The organism is Nocardioides sp. TF02-7, from assembly GCF_022437945.1.
Classification (GTDB): Bacteria; Actinomycetota; Actinomycetes; order Propionibacteriales; family Nocardioidaceae; genus Nocardioides.
The window spans coordinates 1,513,996-1,534,254 of sequence record NZ_CP092535.1 but is presented as its reverse complement, the minus strand read 5'-3'; the positions used below and the strand labels follow the sequence as shown (position 1 = coordinate 1,534,254).

19 protein-coding genes and 1 pseudogene are annotated in these 20,259 nt (G+C 72.7%); 14 read left to right on the top strand and 6 right to left on the bottom strand.

The genetic code is table 11. From position 1 onward, the window contains the following. Positions 1-14: 14 nt before the first annotated feature. Positions 15-554 (bottom strand): MarR family winged helix-turn-helix transcriptional regulator, encoded by a 540-nt coding sequence (locus tag MF408_RS25135; protein WP_275693450.1) that lies wholly within the window; start codon positions 552-554, stop codon positions 15-17. 55 nt (positions 555-609) lie between these two features. Continuing rightward, positions 610-945, bottom strand: coding sequence for a hypothetical protein (locus MF408_RS07810; protein WP_240250910.1), 336 nt, complete (start codon positions 943-945; stop codon positions 610-612). A 43-nt stretch (positions 946-988) separates the two neighbouring features. On the opposite strand from MF408_RS07810, the gene MF408_RS07805 reads away from it, so the two are divergent. After that, entirely contained in the window at positions 989-2,491 is a 1,503-nt protein-coding gene (locus MF408_RS07805; RefSeq protein ID WP_240250909.1) for an FAD-binding oxidoreductase, read from the top strand. Beyond that, positions 2,488-3,405 (top strand): LLM class flavin-dependent oxidoreductase, encoded by a 918-nt coding sequence (locus tag MF408_RS07800; RefSeq protein WP_240250908.1) that lies wholly within the window; start codon positions 2,488-2,490, stop codon positions 3,403-3,405. The genes MF408_RS07805 and MF408_RS07800 overlap by 4 nt, the downstream gene beginning before the upstream one ends. Positions 3,406-3,414: 9 nt before the next feature. Here MF408_RS07800 and MF408_RS07795 read toward each other — a convergent pair whose 3' ends face one another. The 4 genes from MF408_RS07795 to MF408_RS07780 form a co-directional block, all read right to left on the bottom strand. Further along, positions 3,415-3,573 (bottom strand): hypothetical protein, encoded by a 159-nt coding sequence (locus MF408_RS07795; RefSeq protein WP_240250907.1) that lies wholly within the window; start codon positions 3,571-3,573, stop codon positions 3,415-3,417. Between the two features lie 10 nt (positions 3,574-3,583). After that, positions 3,584-3,880, bottom strand: a complete 297-nt coding sequence (locus tag MF408_RS07790) for a hypothetical protein (protein WP_240250906.1) — start codon at positions 3,878-3,880, stop codon at positions 3,584-3,586. 22 nt (positions 3,881-3,902) lie between these two features. Continuing rightward, a complete protein-coding gene (locus MF408_RS07785; protein ID WP_240250905.1) occupies positions 3,903-4,211 on the bottom strand; it encodes a helix-turn-helix transcriptional regulator in 309 nt (102 codons plus the stop codon). 919 nt (positions 4,212-5,130) lie between these two features. Then, positions 5,131-5,322 carry a hypothetical protein gene (locus MF408_RS07780; RefSeq protein WP_240250904.1) on the bottom strand — a complete coding sequence of 64 codons (192 nt, stop codon included), beginning with the start codon at positions 5,320-5,322 and terminating at the stop codon, positions 5,131-5,133. Between the two features lie 161 nt (positions 5,323-5,483). On the opposite strand from MF408_RS07780, the gene MF408_RS07770 reads away from it, so the two are divergent. The 12 genes and pseudogenes from MF408_RS07770 (at position 5,484) to MF408_RS07715 (ending at position 20,255) form a co-directional block, all read left to right on the top strand. Then, positions 5,484-6,440, top strand: coding sequence for an ROK family protein (locus tag MF408_RS07770; RefSeq protein ID WP_240250903.1), 957 nt, complete (start codon positions 5,484-5,486; stop codon positions 6,438-6,440). 69 nt (positions 6,441-6,509) lie between these two features. Continuing rightward, positions 6,510-7,961 (top strand): sugar ABC transporter ATP-binding protein, encoded by a 1,452-nt coding sequence (locus MF408_RS07765; RefSeq protein WP_240250902.1) that lies wholly within the window; start codon positions 6,510-6,512, stop codon positions 7,959-7,961. Next, complete coding sequence (locus MF408_RS07760; RefSeq protein WP_240250901.1) at positions 7,958-9,016, top strand: ABC transporter permease; 1,059 nt, start codon at positions 7,958-7,960, stop codon at positions 9,014-9,016. Before MF408_RS07765 ends, MF408_RS07760 begins: the two co-directional genes overlap by 4 nt. Before the next feature lie 166 nt (positions 9,017-9,182). Beyond that, positions 9,183-10,232: a substrate-binding domain-containing protein gene (locus tag MF408_RS07755; RefSeq protein ID WP_240250900.1), complete on the top strand. Its 1,050-nt coding sequence runs from the start codon at positions 9,183-9,185 to the stop codon at positions 10,230-10,232. A 105-nt stretch (positions 10,233-10,337) separates the two neighbouring features. Then, positions 10,338-11,654 (top strand): Gfo/Idh/MocA family oxidoreductase, encoded by a 1,317-nt coding sequence (locus MF408_RS26750; protein WP_345893872.1) that lies wholly within the window; start codon positions 10,338-10,340, stop codon positions 11,652-11,654. A gap of 219 nt (positions 11,655-11,873) precedes the next feature. Next, positions 11,874-12,695, top strand: coding sequence for a TIM barrel protein (locus MF408_RS07745; protein ID WP_345893926.1), 822 nt, complete (start codon positions 11,874-11,876; stop codon positions 12,693-12,695). Positions 12,696-12,785: 90 nt separating this feature from the next. Beyond that, positions 12,786-15,398 (top strand): ThuA domain-containing protein, encoded by a 2,613-nt coding sequence (locus tag MF408_RS07740; RefSeq protein ID WP_240250899.1) that lies wholly within the window; start codon positions 12,786-12,788, stop codon positions 15,396-15,398. 88 nt (positions 15,399-15,486) lie between these two features. Then, positions 15,487-16,131 (top strand): annotated as a pseudogene (locus MF408_RS07735) (carbohydrate-binding protein); the annotation flags it as partial. Further along, entirely contained in the window at positions 16,031-16,792 is a 762-nt protein-coding gene (locus tag MF408_RS26745; RefSeq protein WP_345893925.1) for a DUF1349 domain-containing protein, read from the top strand. The pseudogene MF408_RS07735 and the gene MF408_RS26745, both read left to right, overlap by 101 nt. Then, positions 16,747-17,625: a hypothetical protein gene (locus MF408_RS07725; RefSeq protein WP_240250898.1), complete on the top strand. Its 879-nt coding sequence runs from the start codon at positions 16,747-16,749 to the stop codon at positions 17,623-17,625. The genes MF408_RS26745 and MF408_RS07725 overlap by 46 nt, the downstream gene beginning before the upstream one ends. A gap of 587 nt (positions 17,626-18,212) precedes the next feature. After that, positions 18,213-18,878 (top strand): sugar phosphate isomerase/epimerase family protein, encoded by a 666-nt coding sequence (locus MF408_RS07720; RefSeq protein WP_240250897.1) that lies wholly within the window; start codon positions 18,213-18,215, stop codon positions 18,876-18,878. A 48-nt stretch (positions 18,879-18,926) separates the two neighbouring features. Further along, positions 18,927-20,255: a hypothetical protein gene (locus MF408_RS07715; protein ID WP_240250896.1), complete on the top strand. Its 1,329-nt coding sequence runs from the start codon at positions 18,927-18,929 to the stop codon at positions 20,253-20,255. Positions 20,256-20,259 lie beyond the last annotated feature (4 nt).

Below are 20,259 nucleotides of genomic sequence, written 5' to 3'. Positions count from 1 at the left end.
CGACGGCCGGCCCGTCAGTCGTCCAGGTCCTCGCCGACGACCTCGCACGCGTCGTGGCCGTCGTCGGCGTGGGCGCAGGCGGCCTTGGACAGCAGGGCGCGGAGGTGGTCGCGCTCGCGCTGGTCGAGGCCGCCGAGCAGGTCGCACTCGGCCTGGTAGACCTGCTCGCACGCGGCGGCGACGAGCGCGCGGCCGCGGTCGGTGGCGACGACCCGGCGCTGCCGCCGGTCGCGCGGGTTGGGCCGGCGCTCGACCAGGCCGGCGTCGACCAGGTCGTCGACGAGGTAGGTCATGACGGTTCGGTCGATGCCGAGCCGGTTGGCCAGCGCCAGCTGGCTCGGCTGCCGGTCCCGGACCACCTCCTGCAGCACCTGGTAGCCGCGGGCGCCGTGGGGGGAGCTCCTCCAGGACCGGCCCGACCCGCTCGCGGTAGGCGCGCAGCAGCAGGCCGAGGGTCCAGCCGAGGTCCTCGGTGCCGGCGGTCTCCCCGGGGCGCGGTGCTCACGGGAACATCCTACCCACCTCCGTGGTTGCACCGATCGTCTGTAATCCATACGATCTGTGCGAACGACGAAAGTGAGAGAGATGAGCATCGAGCTCGGCATCGGCCTAGCCCTCGACGCCGCGGCCTCCGACGAGCTGGCCGCGCTCGCCCGGGAGGCGGAGGCGGGCGGCCTGGACCTCGTCGTCCTCTCCGCCGACCCGACGGCCGACGCAACCGCGGCCTCCCTGGACCCGTGGACGACGGCGACCTGGTTGGCCGGCCGCACCACCCGGATCCAGGTGGGCGTGGCCGAGGAACCGGCGCACGGCGCGGGTCCCGCGGACCCGGAGGCGCCCCTTCCCCGGGTCGCCGACAAGGCGGCCCCTGAGCCGGGACCTGCTGGCCCCGTCCCGGCTACTGCCCGCCGGCACCCGCTGGTCGACCACGTCCCCGAGCCCCACCGCCGAGCAGCTGCTGGCGCTCGCCGCGGCGGGGCAGCCGGTCGTGGTGCCCGTCGACTCGACGGACGCCGTCGCGCATGTGGTCGCGCTGGCGGCCGAGGTGCGGGCGGCGTACGCCGACCGGCCGCGGCGACCGCTCGCCGTACGTGCCCGGCGCCGCCCCGGCATCGCCTACGACGACCTGCCCAACTCGCTGGTCGACCGGGCCGTGGAGCCGGGCGACGCCGACTACCGCAGCGTCAGGTCGACGTACCTGCGCGGCGGTGCCCCCGGGCTGGTGCTGCGTCCGCGGACCCCGGCCGAGGTCGCCGACGCCGTCGCCTTCGCGCGCCGTCACCGGCACCTGCCGCTCGGCGTCCGCAGCGGCGGCCACGGCATCAGCGGCCGCTCGACCAACGACGGCGGCCTGGTGATCGACGTGGGGGCGATGAACGAGGTCGAGGTGCTCGACGAGGCGCGCCGGCTGGTGCGGATCGGGCCCGGAGCGACCTGGAAGCAGGTGGCCGCCGCCCTCGACAGCCGCGGGTGGGCGCTCGGGTCCGGTGACTACGGCGGCGTCGGGGTCGGTGGGCTCGCGACCGCCGGGGGCATTGGGTTCCTGTCGCGCGAGCACGGGCTGACGATCGACCACCTCCGCGCCGTCGAGCTGGTGCTCGCCGACGGCCGCCGGGTGCGAGCCTCGCGTGAGGAGCACCCGGACCTGTTCTGGGCCGTCCGCGGCGCGGGCGCCAACTTCGGGGTCGCGACCGCGTTCGAGTTCGAGGTCAGCGAGGTCGGCGACGTCGGCTGGGCACAGCTGGTCCTGGTCGTGCCCGACATCGAGGCCGCGCTGCAGCGGTACGCCGAGCTGGTCGCAGCCGCACCCCGCGACACGACGGTCTTCCTCGTCACCGGACGACCCCGCCAGGGGCAGTGGGTGGTGCAGCTCTACGCCATGGTCGACTCGCCCGACCCCGACGTGGTCGTCGAGCGGCTGACGCCGTTCGCCGGGCTCGGCGCGGTCGTGCAGCAGGAGGCAGTGCTCACCCGCTATGCGTCCGTGATGGCGCAGGCGGCCGACGTGGGGGCCCGACGGTCACCACGGCCTGGGGAGCCGGTCTCGCGGTCGGCGTTCCTGCCGGCGTTGACGGCCGGCACCGCCGCGGACCTCGCCGACCTGCTGCGCACGGGGCAGGTGTTCTTCTTCCAGCTGCGGGCCATGGGTGGTGCGATCGCCGACGTCCCGGCGGACGAGACTGCGTTCGCCCACCGGTCCGCGGCGTTCCAGGCCACGGCGATGAGCGCCGACCGTGCGTCTCTCGACGCCGCCTGGGACGACCTGGCGAAGCACTTCGAGGGGCTCTACCTCAGCTTCGACACCGACCCGCGTCCCGAGCGTGTCGGCGACGCGTTCCCGCCGGCGGTGCTGGCCAGGCTGCGCCGCCTCAAGCGCGCCTACGATCCCGAGAACCTGTTCCGCGACAACTTCAACATCGACCCCGGCGTCACCGACGCCGACGACACCGACGACACCGAAGGCACCGACCTCACAGGAGCGACCGCATGACCGACTACGGGCACGACCTGCTGTTCGGGACGTTCGTGACGCCCAGCGCCCAGGACGTCGCGCAGGTCCTCGACCTCACCGTGGCAGCCGACCGGGAGGGGCTCGACCTCGTCACCTTCCAGGACCACCCCTACCAGCCGGCGTACCTGGACACCTGGACGCTTCTCTCGTACGCCGCGGCGCGGACCGAGCGGGTGCGCCTGAGCGGCAACGTGCTGAGCCTGCCGCTGCGGCCGCCCGCCGTGCTGGCGCGGGCGGCGGCGTCGCTCGACGTGCTCAGCGGGGGACGGTTCGAGCTCGGCCTCGGCGCCGGCGCGTTCTGGGACGGGATCGCCGCGATGGGCGGCCGTCGCCTGACACCGGCGGAGGGCGTGGACGCGCTGCGCGAGGGCATCGCGATCATCCGCGGCCTGTGGGACACCGAGACCCGGGGCGGCCTCCGCTTCGACGGCACCTACTACCAGGCCGCCGGCGCGAAGCGAGGCCCCCGCCCGGCCCACGACATCGGCGTGTGGGTCGGCGCCTACAAGCCGCGGATGCTGGAGCTCACCGGCTCGGTGGCCGACGGCTGGCTGCCGACGGTCGAGTACCTGCCCCGCGGCGTCGGCTCCCTGCCGGGCCTCAACGCCCGGATCGACGACGCGGCCGTCGCCGCCGGGCGCTCGCCGGCCGACGTACGCCGCCTCCTCAACGTCATGAACGTCGACCTCGGCGGCCCGTCCCGCGGACTGCTGCAGGGACCGGCCGACCAGTGGACCGAGCAGCTCACCGACCTCGCGCTCACCCACGGCGTCACCGCTGTCCTGATCGGCGGCGACGACCTCACCACCACCGAGCGGTTCGCGGCCGAGGTCGCGCCCGCGGTGCGCGAGGCCGTCGCTCGCGAGCGGGGCCGGGTGCTGAGCGGCGGGTGACGGCGCCGGTCACCGCCTGGGGCGGCGGCGGACCAGCCACGGCACCCCGAACGCCGGCAGCGCGACCGCGCTGGTCGCCGCGAGCACCGTGAGGACCAGGAACCCCGTCCCGCCGCCGGTTCCGCGCTGCGCCCGGCCGGGGTCGTCGGCGTCGTAGGCGACCTCCACCTCCTCGCCCTCACTGACGTCGGAGCAGTGGTGCCGCCCCCGCCCGGGTGTCCAGCCGGTACTCCCGGCCATCGACGGTGTAGGCGATGTAGCGTCCGCAGTGCGGGTCGACGTCGACCCACCGGCCGGTGGTGACGGTGTCGACCCGCTCGGCGGTGAGGTACCGCGACGCGGCGCCCCACGCCGACTCGGCGAGGAGGCCGGTCCCCAGCAGGAGGCCCGCCACGAGGGCAGCCCAGTGGAGCCGGGAGGGAGTGGAGCGCGGGGCGGTCACGCAGGCATCATGTCCGCCCGCGTCGGCCGGCATGCGCCGACCTGCCCGCCACCGGTCAGGCGGCGGCGTCGAGCGCTCGGTGCGGCAGCCGGAAGGCCTGCTCGAGCCGCCGCAGGGCCTCGGCCCGCGGAGTGGTCCGCCCGGCCTCCCACGCCCGGACGGTGGTCGGACTGCAGCCGCAGACGGCCGCGAGCCGCCGCTGGGTGGTGCCGGTCCAGGCACGCAGGGTGCGCAGCACCTCCGGGAGGTCGCCGCCGCCCCAGCGGGCGGGGTCGAGCAGCGGCGGCGGCTCGACGCCGGCCGCACGAGCCAGGTCCGGGGAGCGGTACGCCGTAGGCGCGGGCCAGGCGACGAGCCGCAGCAAGGGTGGGGGGACGCGTCCCCGCGCTCCCATGCGCCGAGGGTGTGGCGGTGCACGCCGGCGGCGGTGGCCGCCTGCTGCTGGCTGAGCCGGCTCCGCTGTCGCAGCCGCCGGAGCGGGTGCACCGGTCCCGGTGGTCCCGCCGGACCCGCCGACCGCCCGGGCCCCGTCGAGCCGGCCTGCTGCGGGCGGCCGAGGGGAGCGTCCCGGAGCGCGGTCGACAGCCGTTGCACCTCGAGGCCGAGGAGCTCGGCGACCCTGGGCAGCACCGACGGGGGGATCCGGGCGCGCCCGGCCTCCCAGTTGTAGACCGTCGCGACGCCGACGCCCGCGTGCCGCGCGAGGGTCGCGGCCGACACCCCGCGGGCCTGGCGCAGCGGTCGCAGACCGTGGCCCCGGGAGCCGCCGGACGCGGGTTCCGCGACGGGGCGGGCCGCGTCGAAGAACCCGGCGACCGCGGCGGGGTCGAGCCCGAGCGCGGCTGCGAGGGAACGGATGTGCTGGGGGCCGGGAAGCCGCTCCCGCCGCTCCCACCGCCGGATCGACTCCGGGTGGACGCCGACCTCCCGCGCCACGTCGGCCGGCCGGAGAGCACGTCGGGTGCGCTCGGCGCGCAGCAACGTCTCCACGTGGTCTCCTCAGGATCGAGCGGCCGCCGATCAGTGGACAGCCAGAGCGGGAACCGTGGTCCGATGTTTAGTGCGACGCCCGAACAAAGTCAACGGCCCCCTCTGCTCGCCGGAGGCCGGTCTGAGCCGCTGTCGGCCGCTCTCGGCGCCGTACGAACGCGTTGCGACCGTGACAGCGTGGCCTGCGTCACATTCTGCGCCGATGGAGCGTGACCAGGCGCACAACTAAGGGTTGCCAAAGGCGACGGTCGTCACTTAGTTTGGGCGACCAACCAACAAACACGTGACGGCCGTCACACGGAGGCCACCGGCTCGGCCGAGAACACGCTGAAGGAGACCCGTTGACACCGCCCGCCGCTGTCGTCGCCGCGAACTCGCGGGTCGACCAGCACGACCTGCGCCGGACCAACCTGGGCCTGGTCCTCCGGTGGCTGCGGGACCAGGGGGCCCCGCTCACGGGCGACGCTGGCGACGGAGATGGGCATGACCCGGTCCACGGTCTCCAGCCTGGTCGGCGAGCTCGTCGAGCGCGGCCTGGTGCGGGCCGGCCACGTGCAGCGGGGCACCGTCGGACGGCCCGGCGTCACGGTCGAGCTCGACGGCCGGTCGATCTGCGGGATCGGGGGCCGAGGTCAACGTCAACCACGTGTCGACGCTCGCCCTCGACCTCTCCGGCCGGGTGCTCGCCGAGCACCGGCTCTCCCTCGATGCTCACGACGCGACGGTGGACGAGGTCGTCGACCGGCTCGCCCGCCTGGTCCGCCACACCATCGCCGACCTGCAGGACCAGGCGATCACCCCCGTCGGGCTGACGGTCGGAGTCGCCGGCCTCATCGACCGGGTCAACGACGTGCTCACCCACGGCCCCAACCTCGAGTGGCGCGACGTGCCGATCGGCCAGATGCTGCGCGACCGGCTCGACGAGGAGATCCCGATCGCGATCGACAACGAGGGCAACCTCGCCGCGATCGCCGAGGCCTCTCCCGGCGACGGCGACCGGCAGGACATCCTCGTCATCTTCGGTGAGATCGGCGTCGGCGGTGGCATCGTGGCCGGCGGACAGCTGCTCCGGGGCCGGCAGGGGTACGCCGGGGAGATCGGCCACATCACCGTCCAGCCGGGCGGCCGGGCCTGCGGCTGCGGTCGACAGGGCTGCTGGGAGACGGTGTGCGGTCTGGGGGCGCTCCTCGACCTCGCGGCAGACCCGGACGACCTGGTCCGCAACCCGGCGCTCGCGCTGGAGGAGCGGCTGGCCGAGCTCAACCGCCGGGCCGACCGCGGCGACGCCCGCACGGTCGAGGCGCTCGCCGCCGTCGGCCGGTGGGTGGGCGTCGGCGCCGCCGTGCTCACCAACGTGCTCAACCCGGCCGCGATCGTCCTCAGCGGCTACTTCGCCTTCGTCGGTCACCACATGCGGCCCGCGATCCACGCGGAGCTGCAAGCCGGCGTGCTCGCGCCCGACGCCGGCGGCACCAAGGTCGAGCTCTCGCGACTCGGCTTCGGTGCGGCGGTCCGGGGCGGTGCCCTGAGCGCGCTCGAAGTCGTCTTCAACGACCCGACCTGCGTCCGACCCCGACCCACGGAGGGGGCTGTTTCCTCATGACCAGCACCATCAGCGCCGACAACGGCGCCCTGCTCGAGATGCACGGCATCGTCAAGGAGTTCCCCCGGCGTGCGCGCTCTCGACGGCGTGGACCTCTCGGTCCGCGCCGGCGAGGTGCACTGCCTGCTCGGCCAGAACGGCGCCGGCAAGAGCACCCTCATCAAGGTCCTGGCGGCGGTGCACCGGCCCGACGGCGGGACGATCCGGTGGGAGGGCGAGGAGGTCACGCTCGCCTCGCCGATGGCCGCGCTCAAGGTCGGCATCGCGACGATCTACCAGGAGCTCGACCTGGTGCCCCACCTGACGGTGACCGAGAACATCTTCCTCGGCCACGAGAAGTCGCGCGGCGGGTTCCTGCAGCGCGGGCGCGCCAACAAGACCGCCCAGCAGCTGCTGCAGCGGCTCGGTCACGCCGAGATCCGGCCGACGGCGCTGGTGGGCGACCTCTCGCCGGCCAACCAGCAGATCGTGAGCATGGCCCGCGCCCTCTCCCACGACACCAAGCTGCTGATCCTCGACGAGCCGTCGGCCGTGCTCGACCAAGGCGAGGTCCACAACCTCTTCCGCGTGATCAGGAGCCTGACCTCGGAGGGCGTCGCGATCGTCTACATCTCCCACCGGCTCGAGGAGATCCGGGAGATCGGCGACCGGATCACCGTCCTCAAGGACGGCTCCACCGTGGCGACCGGCCTGCCCGTCGCCGAGACGCCGACCAGCCGCCTGATCGAGCTGATGACCGGCCGGTCGATCGAGTACGTCTTCCCACCCGCGGCCGAGCAGCCCCCCGGACCCGACGTCCTGGTCGTCGACGACCTCTCGGTCGACGACCTGGTGGCGGACGTGAGCTTCTCGGTCGGCGCCGGCGAGATCGTCGGGCTGGCCGGCCTCGTCGGGTCGGGGCGGTCGGAGATCCTCGAGGCGGTCTACGGCGCCCGGCGGGCGACCAGCGGCACGGTGACGGTCGACGGCAAGCGGCTCCCGCCCGGCCGGGTCACGTCCGCCGTCCGGGCCGGCGTCGGCCTGGCGCCGGAGGAGCGCAAGAGCCAGGGCCTGCTGCTCGACCACGCGGTCTACCAGAACATCACCATGTCGGTGATGGGCCGGTTCGCGAAGGTGGGGTTCCTCGACGCCGGCGCCGAGCGCAAGAAGGCGACCGAGCTCACCGAGGCCCTCGACGTCCGCCCGACCGGCGTCGAGCGGGCCGTGCGGACGCTGTCGGGCGGCAACCAGCAGAAGGTGGTGCTCGCCCGCTGGCTGCTCCGTGACTGCCGGGTGCTGCTCCTCGACGAGCCGACCCGTGGCGTCGACGTCGGCGCGCGATCGGAGATCTACCAGCTCGTGCGCCGGCTCGCGGACTCCGGGGTCGCGGTGGTCGTCGTCTCGAGCGAGATCGAGGAGGTGATCGGCCTCTCCGACCGGGTCCTGGTCGTGCGGGAGGGGCGGATCGTCCACGAAGCACCCGCAACCGAGATCAACGAAGCACAGGTCCTCGACCTCGTGATGGAAGGGAAAGTCGCATGACGGAGAGCCCCACCGGCCTCTCGAAGTCCTCGGGCGGTCCGGTCGTCCAGCCAGAGAGCTCCGGTCCCAAGCGTCGTGACGGCAACGCGGCGCTGGCCGTGATGCGCAGCAGCGTCGGCCGCAACGCCGGCCTGGTGGTCGCGCTCGCGCTGCTGTGCGCCATCGGCGCGATCACCGCCGGTGAGCGGTTCACCAACGTCGACAACGCGATGACGATCCTGCGCCTCGCCGCGACGATCGGCGTCGTGAGCATCGGCATGACGTTCGTCATCACGGGCGGCGGAATCGACCTGTCGGTGGGCGCCATCCTCGCGCTGTCGTCGGTGTGGTGCACGACCCTCGCCACCCAGCAGATGGCCCAGGACACCCACTGGATCGCGATGGTCGGCACCGCCCTGGCCGTCGGCGCCGGCTGCGGCCTGGTCAACGGGTTGCTGATCGCCTACGGCGGCGTGGTGCCGTTCATCGCCACCCTTGCCATGCTGGCCAGCGCGCGCGGCCTGGCGGAGGTGATCTCCAACCGGAAGACCCAGATCGTCACGGTCGAGGGCTTCGAGGAGTTCTTCGACGGGAAGGTGCTCGGCCTCCCGATGCAGGTCTGGCTGTTCGTCCTGGTGGCGGCCGTCGGCTGGATCCTGCTCAACCGCACGACGTTCGGCCGGCGCACCCTGGCCGTCGGCGGCAACCCCGAGGCCGCGCGCCTCGCCGGCATCAACGTCAAGCGCCACACCGTCATGCTCTACGTGCTGGTGGGGCTGTGCTGCGGCGCAGCCGCCCTCATGCTCGTGGCGCGGACGACCACGGGCAGCTCGACCCACGGCCAGCTCTACGAGCTCGACGCGATCGCTGCGGTCGTCATCGGCGGGACGCTGCTCTCCGGCGGCCGCGGCACCATCGTCGGCACCGTCTTCGGGGTGCTGATCTTCACGACGCTGACCAACGTGTTCACCCTCAACAACCGCTCGATCTCGGAGCAGTCGCTGCTCAAGGGCGCGGTCATCGTCGTCGCCGTCCTCCTGCAGCAGCGGTTCGCCTCGCGCTCCAACACCAGCTGACCACCACCCCGACCGACCACCGCAACCCGGCCCACCACCGCAACCGACTCGGAAACTCTCCGGAACGCCCACAGCACCGTTCTCGGTGGCGGGCGACAGCACACCCGACAACAGGCACACGCCGTCAACACCTCACCATCCCAACCGGAAGAACGGGAGCAGCACCATGAAGTCCTTGCCCATCAAGAAGGTCGGGGTCGGCATCGTCGCCGGCGTCGCGACCCTCGCCCTCGCCGCCTGCACTGGCAACGACTCCGACGAGGGCGCCGACCTGCGCGGCGGCACGTCGGAGGCAGACGACGGGTCCAACGACGAGGCCGGGGACACCGTGGTGATCGGGTTCTCCGCCCCGGCCGCCGACCACGGCTGGATGGGGTCGATCACCGAGTCCGCCCGGCGCATCGCCGAGCAGTACGAGGACATCGACCTGCGCGTCGCCGACGGCACCAACGACGTCAACCTGCAGATCAGCCAGGTGGAGACCTTCATCAACGAGGGCGTCGACGCGATCGTCCTGCTGCCGTTCGACGGCGCGGCGATGACGCCGGTCGCGCTCGAGGCCATGGAGGCCGGCATCCCGGTCATCAACGTCGACCGCGAGTTCAACGACCCCAACGCCGCCCGGGTGACCATCCTCGGCGACAACTACGGCATGGGGGTCTCCGCCGGCCAGTACATCTGCTCGCAGGTCGGGGACGACCCCGACGCCGTCGTGGCGGAGATCGCGGGCATCGACTCGCTGCCCCTGACCCAGGACCGCAGCGAGGGCTTCAAGGACGCGCTGTCGGAGTGCGGGCAGGACGTCGACAACCGGGTCGCCGCCGACTTCACGGTCGAGGGCGGCGAGGAGGCAGCCTCCAACCTGCTCCAGGCCGCGCCGAGGATCGACGCCGTCTGGAACCACGACGACGACCAGGGCGTCGGTGTGCTCGCGGCGATCGAGAACGCCGGCCGCGACGAGTTCATCATGGTCGGCGGCGCCGGCTCGGCCAACGCGATGCGCGAGATCCAGTCCGGTGACAGCGTCCTGAAGGCGACCGTCATCTACCCCTCCACCCAGGCCGCCGACGGCATCAAGATCGCCCGGCTGCTCGTGCAGGGCAAGGCGATGAGCGACCTGGTCGAGGTCGAGGTGCCGCGGACGATCCAGCTGTACGCCCCGGTCGTGACCGAGGAGAACGTCGACCAGTACCTCGAGACGGCGTTCGAGTCCTGATCCGCCGGCCGTCGTACTGACGACCCGAAGACGCCGGTGCGTCCGCCTCTGCCCGTGGCGGACGCACCGGCCACCAGCGACCTGCGAACGATGGGAGAACCTGGCATGACCACCCCGAGCAGCACCTCCAGCGGCACCAGACCGAGCCTCGCCGTCGCCATGGTCGGGCATGCGTTCATGGGCGCCGCCCACTCCCACGCGTGGCGCACGGCGCCGCGGTTCTTCGAGCTGCCGCTCGACGTCCGGATGTCGCTGGTCGTGGGCCGTGACGCCGCCCGCGCTGCCGAGGCCGCCGCTCGCCTGGGGTGGGCCGACAGCACCGACGACTGGCGCACCGCGCTCGACCGTGACGACATCGACCTCGTGGACGTGTGCACCCCCGGCCACACGCACGCAGAGATCGCGATCGCCGCCCTCGCGGCCGGCAAGCACGTGCTGTGCGAGAAGCCGCTGGCCAACACCGTCGAGGAGGCCGAGGCGATGGTCGCGGCCGCCGACGCCGCGGCCGAGCGCGGGGTCCGGGCGATGGTCGGCTTCACCTACCGCCGGGTCCCGGCCATCGCGCTGGCGCGACGCCTGGTCGAGGAGGGCCGGATCGGCGAGATCCGCCACGTCCGCGCGCAGTACCTCCAGGACTGGATCGCCGATCCCGAGGCTCCGCTCTCCTGGCGGCTCGACAAGGACAAGGCAGGCTCGGGGTCGCTCGGCGACATCGGCGCGCACATCATCGACCTCACCCAGTTCATCACCGGCGACCGGATCCGCTCCGTGGTGGGGGCACATCGAGACCTTCGTCAAGGAGCGTCCGCTCGCGACCGAGCACTCGGGTCTCTCCGGCACCGCGTCCTCGGAGCGCGGCCCCGTCACCGTCGACGACGCCGCCATGTTCCTCGCCCGGTTCGACGGCGGTGCCCTCGGCGTCTTCGAGGCCACCCGGTTCGCGACCGGCCGCAAGAACGCCATCCGGATCGAGATCAACGGCTCGGCCGGGAGCCTGGCCTTCGACTTCGAGGACATGAACGTCCTCGAGCTCTACGACGCCACCGAGCCGTCCGCGGTGGCCGGCTTCCGCCGGATCCTCGTGACCGAGCCGGAGCACCCCTACGTCGGCGCCTGGTGGCCACCCGGCCACGTCCTCGGCTACGAGCACGGCTTCACCCACCAGGTGGTCGACCTCGTCGAGGCGGTCGCCGCCGGCACCGACCCCCCACCCGTCCTTCTCCGACGGCCTCCAGGTCCAACGCGTCCTGGCCGCCGTCGAGACCAGCTCAGACACCCGCGCATGGCAGGAGATCCCCCAGTGACCGCCTACACCCCCACCTCCCAGGACAAGTTCTCGTTCGGCCTCTGGACCGTCGGCTGGGGAAGGCGTCGACGTCTTCGGCCCGGCCAGCCGGCCGGCGATGGACCCCGTCGAGGTGACCCACAAGCTCGCCGAGCTCGGGACCGCAGCGGTCTCCTTCCACGACGACGACCTGCTCCCCGACGACGCCCGGCGCCAGCAGACCCTCGACCGGTTCACCAAGGCGCTGGCCGACACCGGCATCCGGGTCGAGATGGTCACCACCAACCTGTTCAGCGACCCCGTCTTCAAGGAGGGGCGGGCTCACCGCGAACGACCGGCGCGTCCGACGCCACGCACTGGCGAAGGTGCTGCGCAACGTCGACCTCGCCGCCTCCCTCGGCGCCGACACCTTCGTGATGTGGGGCGGCCGCGAGGGCGCCGAGCACGGCGCCAGCAAGGACGTCGGCGCGGCGATGGACCGGATGAAGGAGTCGCTCGACATCCTCTGCGACTACGTGCTCGAGCAGGGCTACTCCCTCAAGTTCGCCCTCGAGCCGAAGCCCAACGAGCCGCGTGGAGACATCCTGCTGCCGACGATCGGCCACGCGCTCGCGTTCATCTCGGAGCTGGAGCACCCCGAGATGGTGGGCCTCAACCCCGAGGTCGGCCACGAGGAGATGGCGGGTCTCAACTTCGCGCAGGGCATCGCGCAGGCGCTGTGGCACGACAAGCTCTTCCACATCGACCTCAACGGCCAGCACGGGCCGCGCTTCGACCAGGACCTCCGGTTCGGCGCGGGCAACCTGCGCGGCGCGTTCTGGACCGTCGACGCCATCCTCGGCGCCGGGACCGACCGCACCTACGACGGCTACGTCCACTTCGACTACAAGCCGCCGCGCGCCGAGGACTTCGACGGGGTGTGGGAGTCCGCCCGGGCCTGCATGCGCAACTACCTGATCCTGCGCGAGCGGGTGCGGGCGTTCCGCGCCGACCCGGAGGTCGCCGCCGCGCTCGAGGCCGCCAAGGTCGCGGAGCTCGCGGAGCCCACGCTCGCCCCCGGGGAGTCGCTCGCCGACCTGCGGTCGGAGGAGCGCGACCTCGAGGCGCTCGCGCGCCGGAGCGTCGGAATGGAGGTGCTGGACCAGCTCGCCCTCGAGCACCTCCTCGGTGCTCGCTAGCAGACGACGAACTCACACCAGGGTGCCGACGCCCGGGGACCCGCCCCGGACCAGTGGAGCGCAAGCAAACCCATCCTGAAGGGAGTCGTGATGTCACCCATCACGAAATGGACGTCGGGAGCACGCCGCGTGCTCGCGACGTCGATAGCCGGCCTGGTGGTCCTGCCACTCGGCGCGACGGCTGTCTCCACTGCCCTGGCGCCCGCCGCCCAGGCACACGAGGACCACGGGGAGACCGAGCCGTTCGACGCGCTGGTCTTCTCCAAGACCGCTGCGTTCCGGCACGGCTCGATCCCGGCAGGCATCGCCGCGATCGAGCAGCTGGGTGCCGAGCACGGGTTCACCGTCGACACGACGGAGGACGGGGCTGACTTCACCGACGAGAACCTCGCGCAGTACGAGGTCGTGATCTGGCTGTCGACCACCGGCGACGTCCTGACCGACGAGCAGCAGGGGGCCTTCGAGCGCTACATCGAGGGCGGCGGCGGCTACGCCGGCATCCACGCCGCGTCCGACACCGAGTACGACTGGCCGTGGTACGGCGAGCTGGTGGGCGCCTACTTCCAGGGCCACCCGCCGGGCACGCCCGACGCGACGGTGAAGGTCGACGACCACGCGCACCCCTCGACCCACGACCTCCCGCCGCTCTGGGAGCGCACCGACGAGTGGTACAACTACCGCGACAACCCGCGTGGTGACGTGCACGTCCTCGCGTCGCTCGACGAGACGTCCTACAGCGGCGGCAACATGGGTGTGGAGCACCCGATCGCCTGGTGCCACGACTACGAGGGCGGTCGGTCCTGGTACACCGGCATGGGCCACACCGACGCGTCGTTCAGCGAGCCGGAGTTCCTCGACCACATCCTCGGCGGCATCCGCACCGCCGCGGGCGTCCTGGACGCCGACTGCTCGGCGAGCCTGCTCGACAGCTTCGAGAAGGTCACCCTCGACGACAACACCGCGAACCCGATGGAGCTGGCGATCGCACCCGACGGCCGGGTCGTCTACGTCGACCGCAACGGCGACGTCCGGGTGATCCGGACCGACGGCTCCGTCACGACGGCCGGCGAGATCGACGTCTACACCGGCCAGGAGTTCGGCCTCCTCGGCATCGCGCTCGACCCCGACTTCGCCGACAACGGCTGGGTCTACCTCTACTACTCGCCGGCCGGTGGGGAGTCGGAGGACCGGGTGGTGCGCTACACCATGGAGGGCGACACGCTCGACATGGACAGCGCGACGGAGATCATCGAGATCCCGACCCAGCGCCAGCAGTGCTGCCACGCCGGCGGTGCGCTGGAGTTCGACCTCGACGGCAACCTCTACATCGCCACCGGTGACAACACCAACCCGTTCGACTCGGGCGGGTACTCGCCGATCGACGAGCGCGAGGGCCGGTCGGCGTGGGACGCCCAGCGGACCTCGGGCAACACCAACAGCCTCAACGGCAAGGTGCTGCGCATCACCCCGCTCGACGAGGGCGGCTACGACGTCCCCGAGGGCAACCTGTTCCCCGAGGCCGACGACGCCGACGACAAGACCCGTCCCGAGGTGTTCGCGATGGGCTTCCGCAACCCGTTCCGGATCGGCCTCGACGAGCAGACCGGCAACCTCCTGGTCGCCGACTACGGGCCGGACGCCGGCTCGGAGAACGCGAACCGGGGTCCTGACGGCCGGGTGGAGTGGAACATCCTGTCCGAGCCCGGCAACTACGGCTGGCCCTACTGCCACGGCGCCAACGCGGCGTACAACGACTACAACTTCGCCACCCAGACCTCCGGCCCGAAGTACGACTGCGACGCCCCGGTCAACGACTCGCCCAACAACACGGGTCTGACCGAGCTGCCGCCGGCGATCCCCGCCGACATGTGGCAGGGCAAGTCGACCACCGGCAACCCGGAGATCGGCGGCAGCGGTGCGCCGATGACGTCGGGCACCTACGCCTTCGACCCCGACCTGGAGTCCGACCGCAAGTGGCCGGAGTACTTCGACGGCAAGGCGATCTGGGCCGACTGGAACGACAGCCGCCTGTTCGAGGTCCAGATGAACGAGGACCACGACGAGGTCGTCGACGTCAGCCGGCTCTTCGCCGGGATGTCGATGGTGCGTCCGCACGCCCTCCAGTTCGGGCCGGACGGCGCGCTCTACATGATCGAGTGGGGCAGCGGCTTCAACGGCAACAACGCCGACTCCGGCATCTACCGGATCGACTACGTGGAGGGCAACCGCGCTCCCGTCGCCAGGGCCGTCGCCGACCAGACGTCCGGGCCCGCGCCGCTGACCGTGCAGTTCGACGGCTCCGAGTCCCACGACCCGGACGGCTCCCCGCTCACCTTCGAGTGGGACGTCGACGGTGACGGCGAGGTCGACAGCACCGAGGAGACGGTGACCCACACCTACGAGGAGGAGGGCGACTACACCGCCCGGCTCACGGTGACCGACGAGGGCGGCCGGACGGCCGTCGCCAACGTCGAGATCGTCGTCGGCAACACGGCCCCGGTCGTGGAGCTGGTGGCTCCGGTGGACGGCGGGTTCTTCGACTTCGGCGACACCATGGACTACCGGGTGGAGGTCAGCGACGTCGAGGACGGCGAGATCGACTGCAACGACGTCATCGTGCAGCCGGCGCTCGGCCACGACGAGCACAACCACGGCTACGAGCAGTACCGCGGCTGTGAGGGCACCCTCCCGCTCCCCCGGTGACGAGGGCCACGTCGGTGCCAACATCTTCGGCACCATCACCGCCAAGTACACCGACAAGGGCGCCGAGGGCGTCTCCGAGCTGACCACCATGGACACGGTGGTGCTGCACACGAAGCACAAGGAGGCGGAGTTCTTCGACGAGACCGGGCGGCTGGCCGACTCGACGGCCACCGGTGACCCCGGTGTGACGACCGAGACCACCGGCGACAGCGCCGGCGGTGGCCAGAACATCGGCTTCATCGAGGCCGGCGACTGGATCGCCTGGGACGTCATGAACCTGACGAACATCGACTCGATCGGCCTGCGGGCCGCCTCGCCCAACGACGGCGGAGCGACCTGGGAGGTCCGGAAGGGTGCGGCGGACGGCCCGACGGTGGCGACCATCGAGGTGCCCGACACCGGTGCCTGGCAGACCTACCAGACGGTCACGGCCGACCTGGAGGGCGAGCACACCGAGAGCGGCCCGCTGTACTTCGTGCAGGTGGCCGGCGGGTCCAACGTCAACTGGATCGAGTTCAACGGGCGGGGTGTCACCGAGAACCAGCGCCCGGATCTCACGGCCGAGGCCGACGTGACGTCGGGCCCCGCTCCGCTCGAGGTCTCGTTCTCCGCGGAGGCGACCGACCCCGACGGTGACACGCCGATCGAGTTCGCGTGGGTGTTCGGCGACGGTGGGACGGCTCAGGGCGCCAACCCGAGCCACACCTACACGGCGCCGGGCGTCTACGACGCGCGGGTCACCGCGACCGACTCGCGTGGTGCGACGTCGACCCGGACGATCCGGATCACCGTGGCCGAGGACCTGCCGTCGTGCTTCAACGGCCGGTCCGACGACTTTCGTCGGCGACGCGCTCGACGTCGAGCGCTGGGACTCCTCGGTGCGGGTCAACCAGGAGCTGACCGTGTCCGACGGCCAGCTGCACATCCCGCTCACGGCGACCGACATCTACGGTTCCGGTGGCACGCCGACGCCGAACATCGTGCTGCAGCACCTCCCGGGTGGTGCGTTCACGATCACGACGAAGGTCACCATCGAGGCCGAGCGCGCCTACCAGCAGGCCGGCCTGATCCTCTACGGCGACGACGACAACTACATGAAGCTGTCCCTCCAGGGCCGGGCGAACTCCCCGGACCGGTCGGCCAACATCATCCAGTTCGCGTCGGAGCTCGCGGGGACCGCGACGGAGACCAACTCCAGCGGGCTCGGGGCCGACTACCCCAGCACGGTCTGGCTGCGGCTCTCCAGCGAGAACGGCCTCGACGTGAGCGCGTCCTACAGCCGTGACGGCCAGGACTACGTCCAGGTCGCCGGCACCCGCTCGCTGCAGGGGGATCAACGAGCCCCCGGATGGGTCTCTACGCCCTCGCCAACCAGGCGGCGGCCGTTCCGCTGACCGCGCACTTCGACTACTTCCTCGTCACCCCGGACGACACGGCGACCCCGTGCGAGCCCGGCGGTGAGGCGCCCGTGGTGGAGACCACCGTCTCTCCCGAGGCGCCGACGGGGAAGAACGGCTGGTACCGCGGCCCGGTCACCGTCCCCGCGACGGCGACCGGCGGCGTGGGCGACGTGGAGCTCGAGCACCGCGTCGACGGTGGCGACTGGGTCGCCTCCACCGAGCCGGTCGTGGTGGACGAGGACGGTGAGCACACCGTCGAGTTCCGCGCCACCGACTCCGAGGGAACCCAGTCGGAGCCGGCCGCGGTCACGGTGAAGATCGACGCGACCGCGCCGACGCTCGCAGTGAAGGGCGTCAAGAACGGCGACCAGCTCAGCGTCGCCGCTCAGCGTCGGCTCCGCCTCACCGTCGGTGACCAGGCCTCTGGCGTGGCCCGGCAGGTCGTGAAGGTCGACGGCAAGGCGCTGACCGCGCCGTACGTCGTGGACGCCGTCGCGCTGCTGTCCGGCCGCCACCGCGTGGTGGTCACCGTCACCGACGCGGCCGGCAACGTCACGACCCAGCGGATGACCTTCCGCGTGGTCCCGACCTACCGTGGCGCCCGTCAGCTGGTCGCGCGGTTGGACCAGGAAGACCGGTTGGCACCCAAGGTGGCGCGCAAGATGACCCGCCAGCTGGTCAACGCCGCACGGTTCGACCGGAAGAACAAGGTGCGCCAGGCCCGCAAGGCCCTGACCACCTACGCCCAGCTGGGCCGACGCGCCGACGACCGGTCGGCACGGGTGGCCCTGCGGGACGTGTCCCGACAGCTCAAGCGGAAGCTCTGAGCCAGGGATGAGTGAACGTCCGTGACCGATCGTGACCCTGCACCGGCCCCGCACGGGGTCGGAGCACCCGGCCCCCGGTGGTTCGGCTCCACCGGGGGGCGGGAGGGCGCGGTCGGTCGCGGGCAAGGGGGCGGCCGCCACGGCGCCTCCTGCGGTCGGCCGCCCGGGGCACATGCGCTCCGCCCCGGGCGCCGGCCGCACCTACCGACCCCCGCCCTGAACCGCCGACAACCTGGAGGACAAGATGCCACGACCGATCACGCTGTTCACCGGCCAGTGGGCCGACCTGCCGTTCGAGGAGGTCGCCCGCCTCGCTGCCGAGTGGGGGTACGACGGCCTCGAGATCGCGTGCTGGGGTGACCACCTCGACCCCTGGCAGGCGGCGGAGGACGACGGCTACGTGCAGGGCAAGCTCGACCTCTTGGAGAAGTACGGGCTGCAGTTGTTCACCATCTCCAACCACCTCAAGGGCCAGGCCGTCTGCGACGACCCGATCGACGCCCGGCACCAGGCGATCCTGCCGGCCCGGATCTGGGGGCGACGGCGACCCCGAGGGCGTCCGGCAGCGCGCCGCGGAGGAGATGAAGATGACCGCCCGGGCCGCGCAGCTTCTCGGCGTCAAGACCGTGGTGGGCTTCACCGGGTCCTCGATCTGGAAGTACGTCGCGATGTTCCCGCCCGCGTCGGAGGAGATGGTGGCCGCCGGCTACCGCGACTTCGCCGACCGGTGGAACCCGATCCTCGACGTCTTCGACGAGTGCGGCGTGCGCTTCGCCCACGAGGTGCACCCCTCGGAGATCGCCTACGACTACTGGACCACCCAGGCCGCGCTGGAGGCGATCGGCCACCGCCCGGCGTTCGGGCTCAACTGGGACCCCAGCCACTTCGTCTGGCAGGACCTCGACCCGGTCGGGTTCCTCTGGGACTTCCGCGACCGGATCTACCACGTCGACTGCAAGGACGCGAAGCGCCAGGTCGGCAACGGACGCAACGGGCGGCTCGGCTCGCACCTGCCGTGGGCCGACCCGCGCCGCGGCTGGGACTTCGTGTCGACCGGCCACGGCGACGTGCCCTGGGAGGCCTGCTTCCGGATGCTCAACACCATCGGCTACGACGGCCCGATCTCCGTGGAGTGGGAGGACGCCGGCATGGACCGGCTCGTCGGCGCGCCGGAGGCGCTGGAGTTCGTCCGGCGGCTGGCGTTCGACGCGCCCGAGGCGGCGTTCGACGCCGCGTTCGCGACCGAGGACTGAGGACCGGGCGGAGGTCGACGGCCGGCGAGCCCCGCGGCCGACTAAGCGATGAACGACCGGGTCGACCTCACCGTCTTCGGCGCCACGAGCCGGCAGTTCGTGCGGCGGCTGCTGCCCGCACTGACGGTGCTCGAGCAGGACGGCCTGCTCGAGCCCGCCGGCCGGGTGGTCGCGGTGTCGTCGCGGCCGCTCGACCGGTCGGCGTACCGCGCCGGACTGCGCCGGGCGGTGCAGGCCGCTCTCGGTGACAGCCTGGAGGACGGGGTCGTCGACCGGCTGCTGGCGCGGGTCGACCGGGTCGAGCTCGACCCGACCAACGAGGTGCACTGGAGCCGACTCGCCCGGACGCTGGAGCGGAACGGGTCGCTCGACGGCGGCGTCCACCTGTTCGGCCTGCCCCGGTCGCCGGTCGGCGCCCGGCTGGTGTGCGCCGGGCTCCGCCGGTGGGAGCTCCGTCGGCCCCGCTCCGGCGCGCTGCTCGAGGCGCCGGTCGGCCACAACCTGGGCTCGGCCCGGGGGATCGCGCGTGCGGTCACCGCCACGTTCGCGGAGGACCGGGCGTTCCGGCTGGACCCGGTGCTCGGCGAGGCGGACCGGCTGCGTTCCTCGGTGCTCGGCCGGGCCGGGCCGGTCGACCACGTCCAGGTCACGGTGGCCAGGGCGGAGGCGGCGGCGACCGACCCGGGGCACGGGGTGCTGCGGCACATGGTGCAGAGCCACGGCCTGAGCCTGGTGAGTGCGGTGGCGATGGCCCCGGCCACCCGTCCGGGGGCCGAGGCGGTGCGGGACGCGCGGCTCGAGGTGCTGCGCTCGCTCCGGCCGATGACCGAGGGCGACGTCGACCGCTGGACGGTGCGCGGGCGCGCGGTCCCGCCGCCGCGGCCCGGTCACCGCCCGCGCCGGCTGCGCGACACCGAGCGCCGGACGGAGACGTTCGTGGCGCTGCGGGCCGAGGTCGACGCGCCCGGGTGGGACGGCGTGCCGTTCTACCTCCGCACCGGCACCGGGCTGCGCAGTGACGCCTGCAGCGTCGTCGTGGCGTACGCCGACGGCGAGCGCGCCGTGTGGCACGCGGGGGCGTCGGAGGGTCAGGAGGGCTCGGGGCGGGCCGGGTCCGTGCGGGAGCACCCCGCCCCCGCCGCCGTGGTCGGTGCCCGGGCCCGCGCCCGCCTCCTGCTCGACGCGGTCGACGGCGACCTGACCCGGTTGGTGCGCGGCGACGAGGTGGAGGCCGCCTGGGAGTGGGTCGAGCCGATCGCCCGGCGGTGGGAGCGGTCGCCGGGGCGACCCGCGCCCTACGCAGGGGGTGGGATCGGTCCGCTCGACGCCGCCCACCTGCTCGGCCGCGAGGGCCGGGAGTGGCACGAGGTCGCGTGACCCG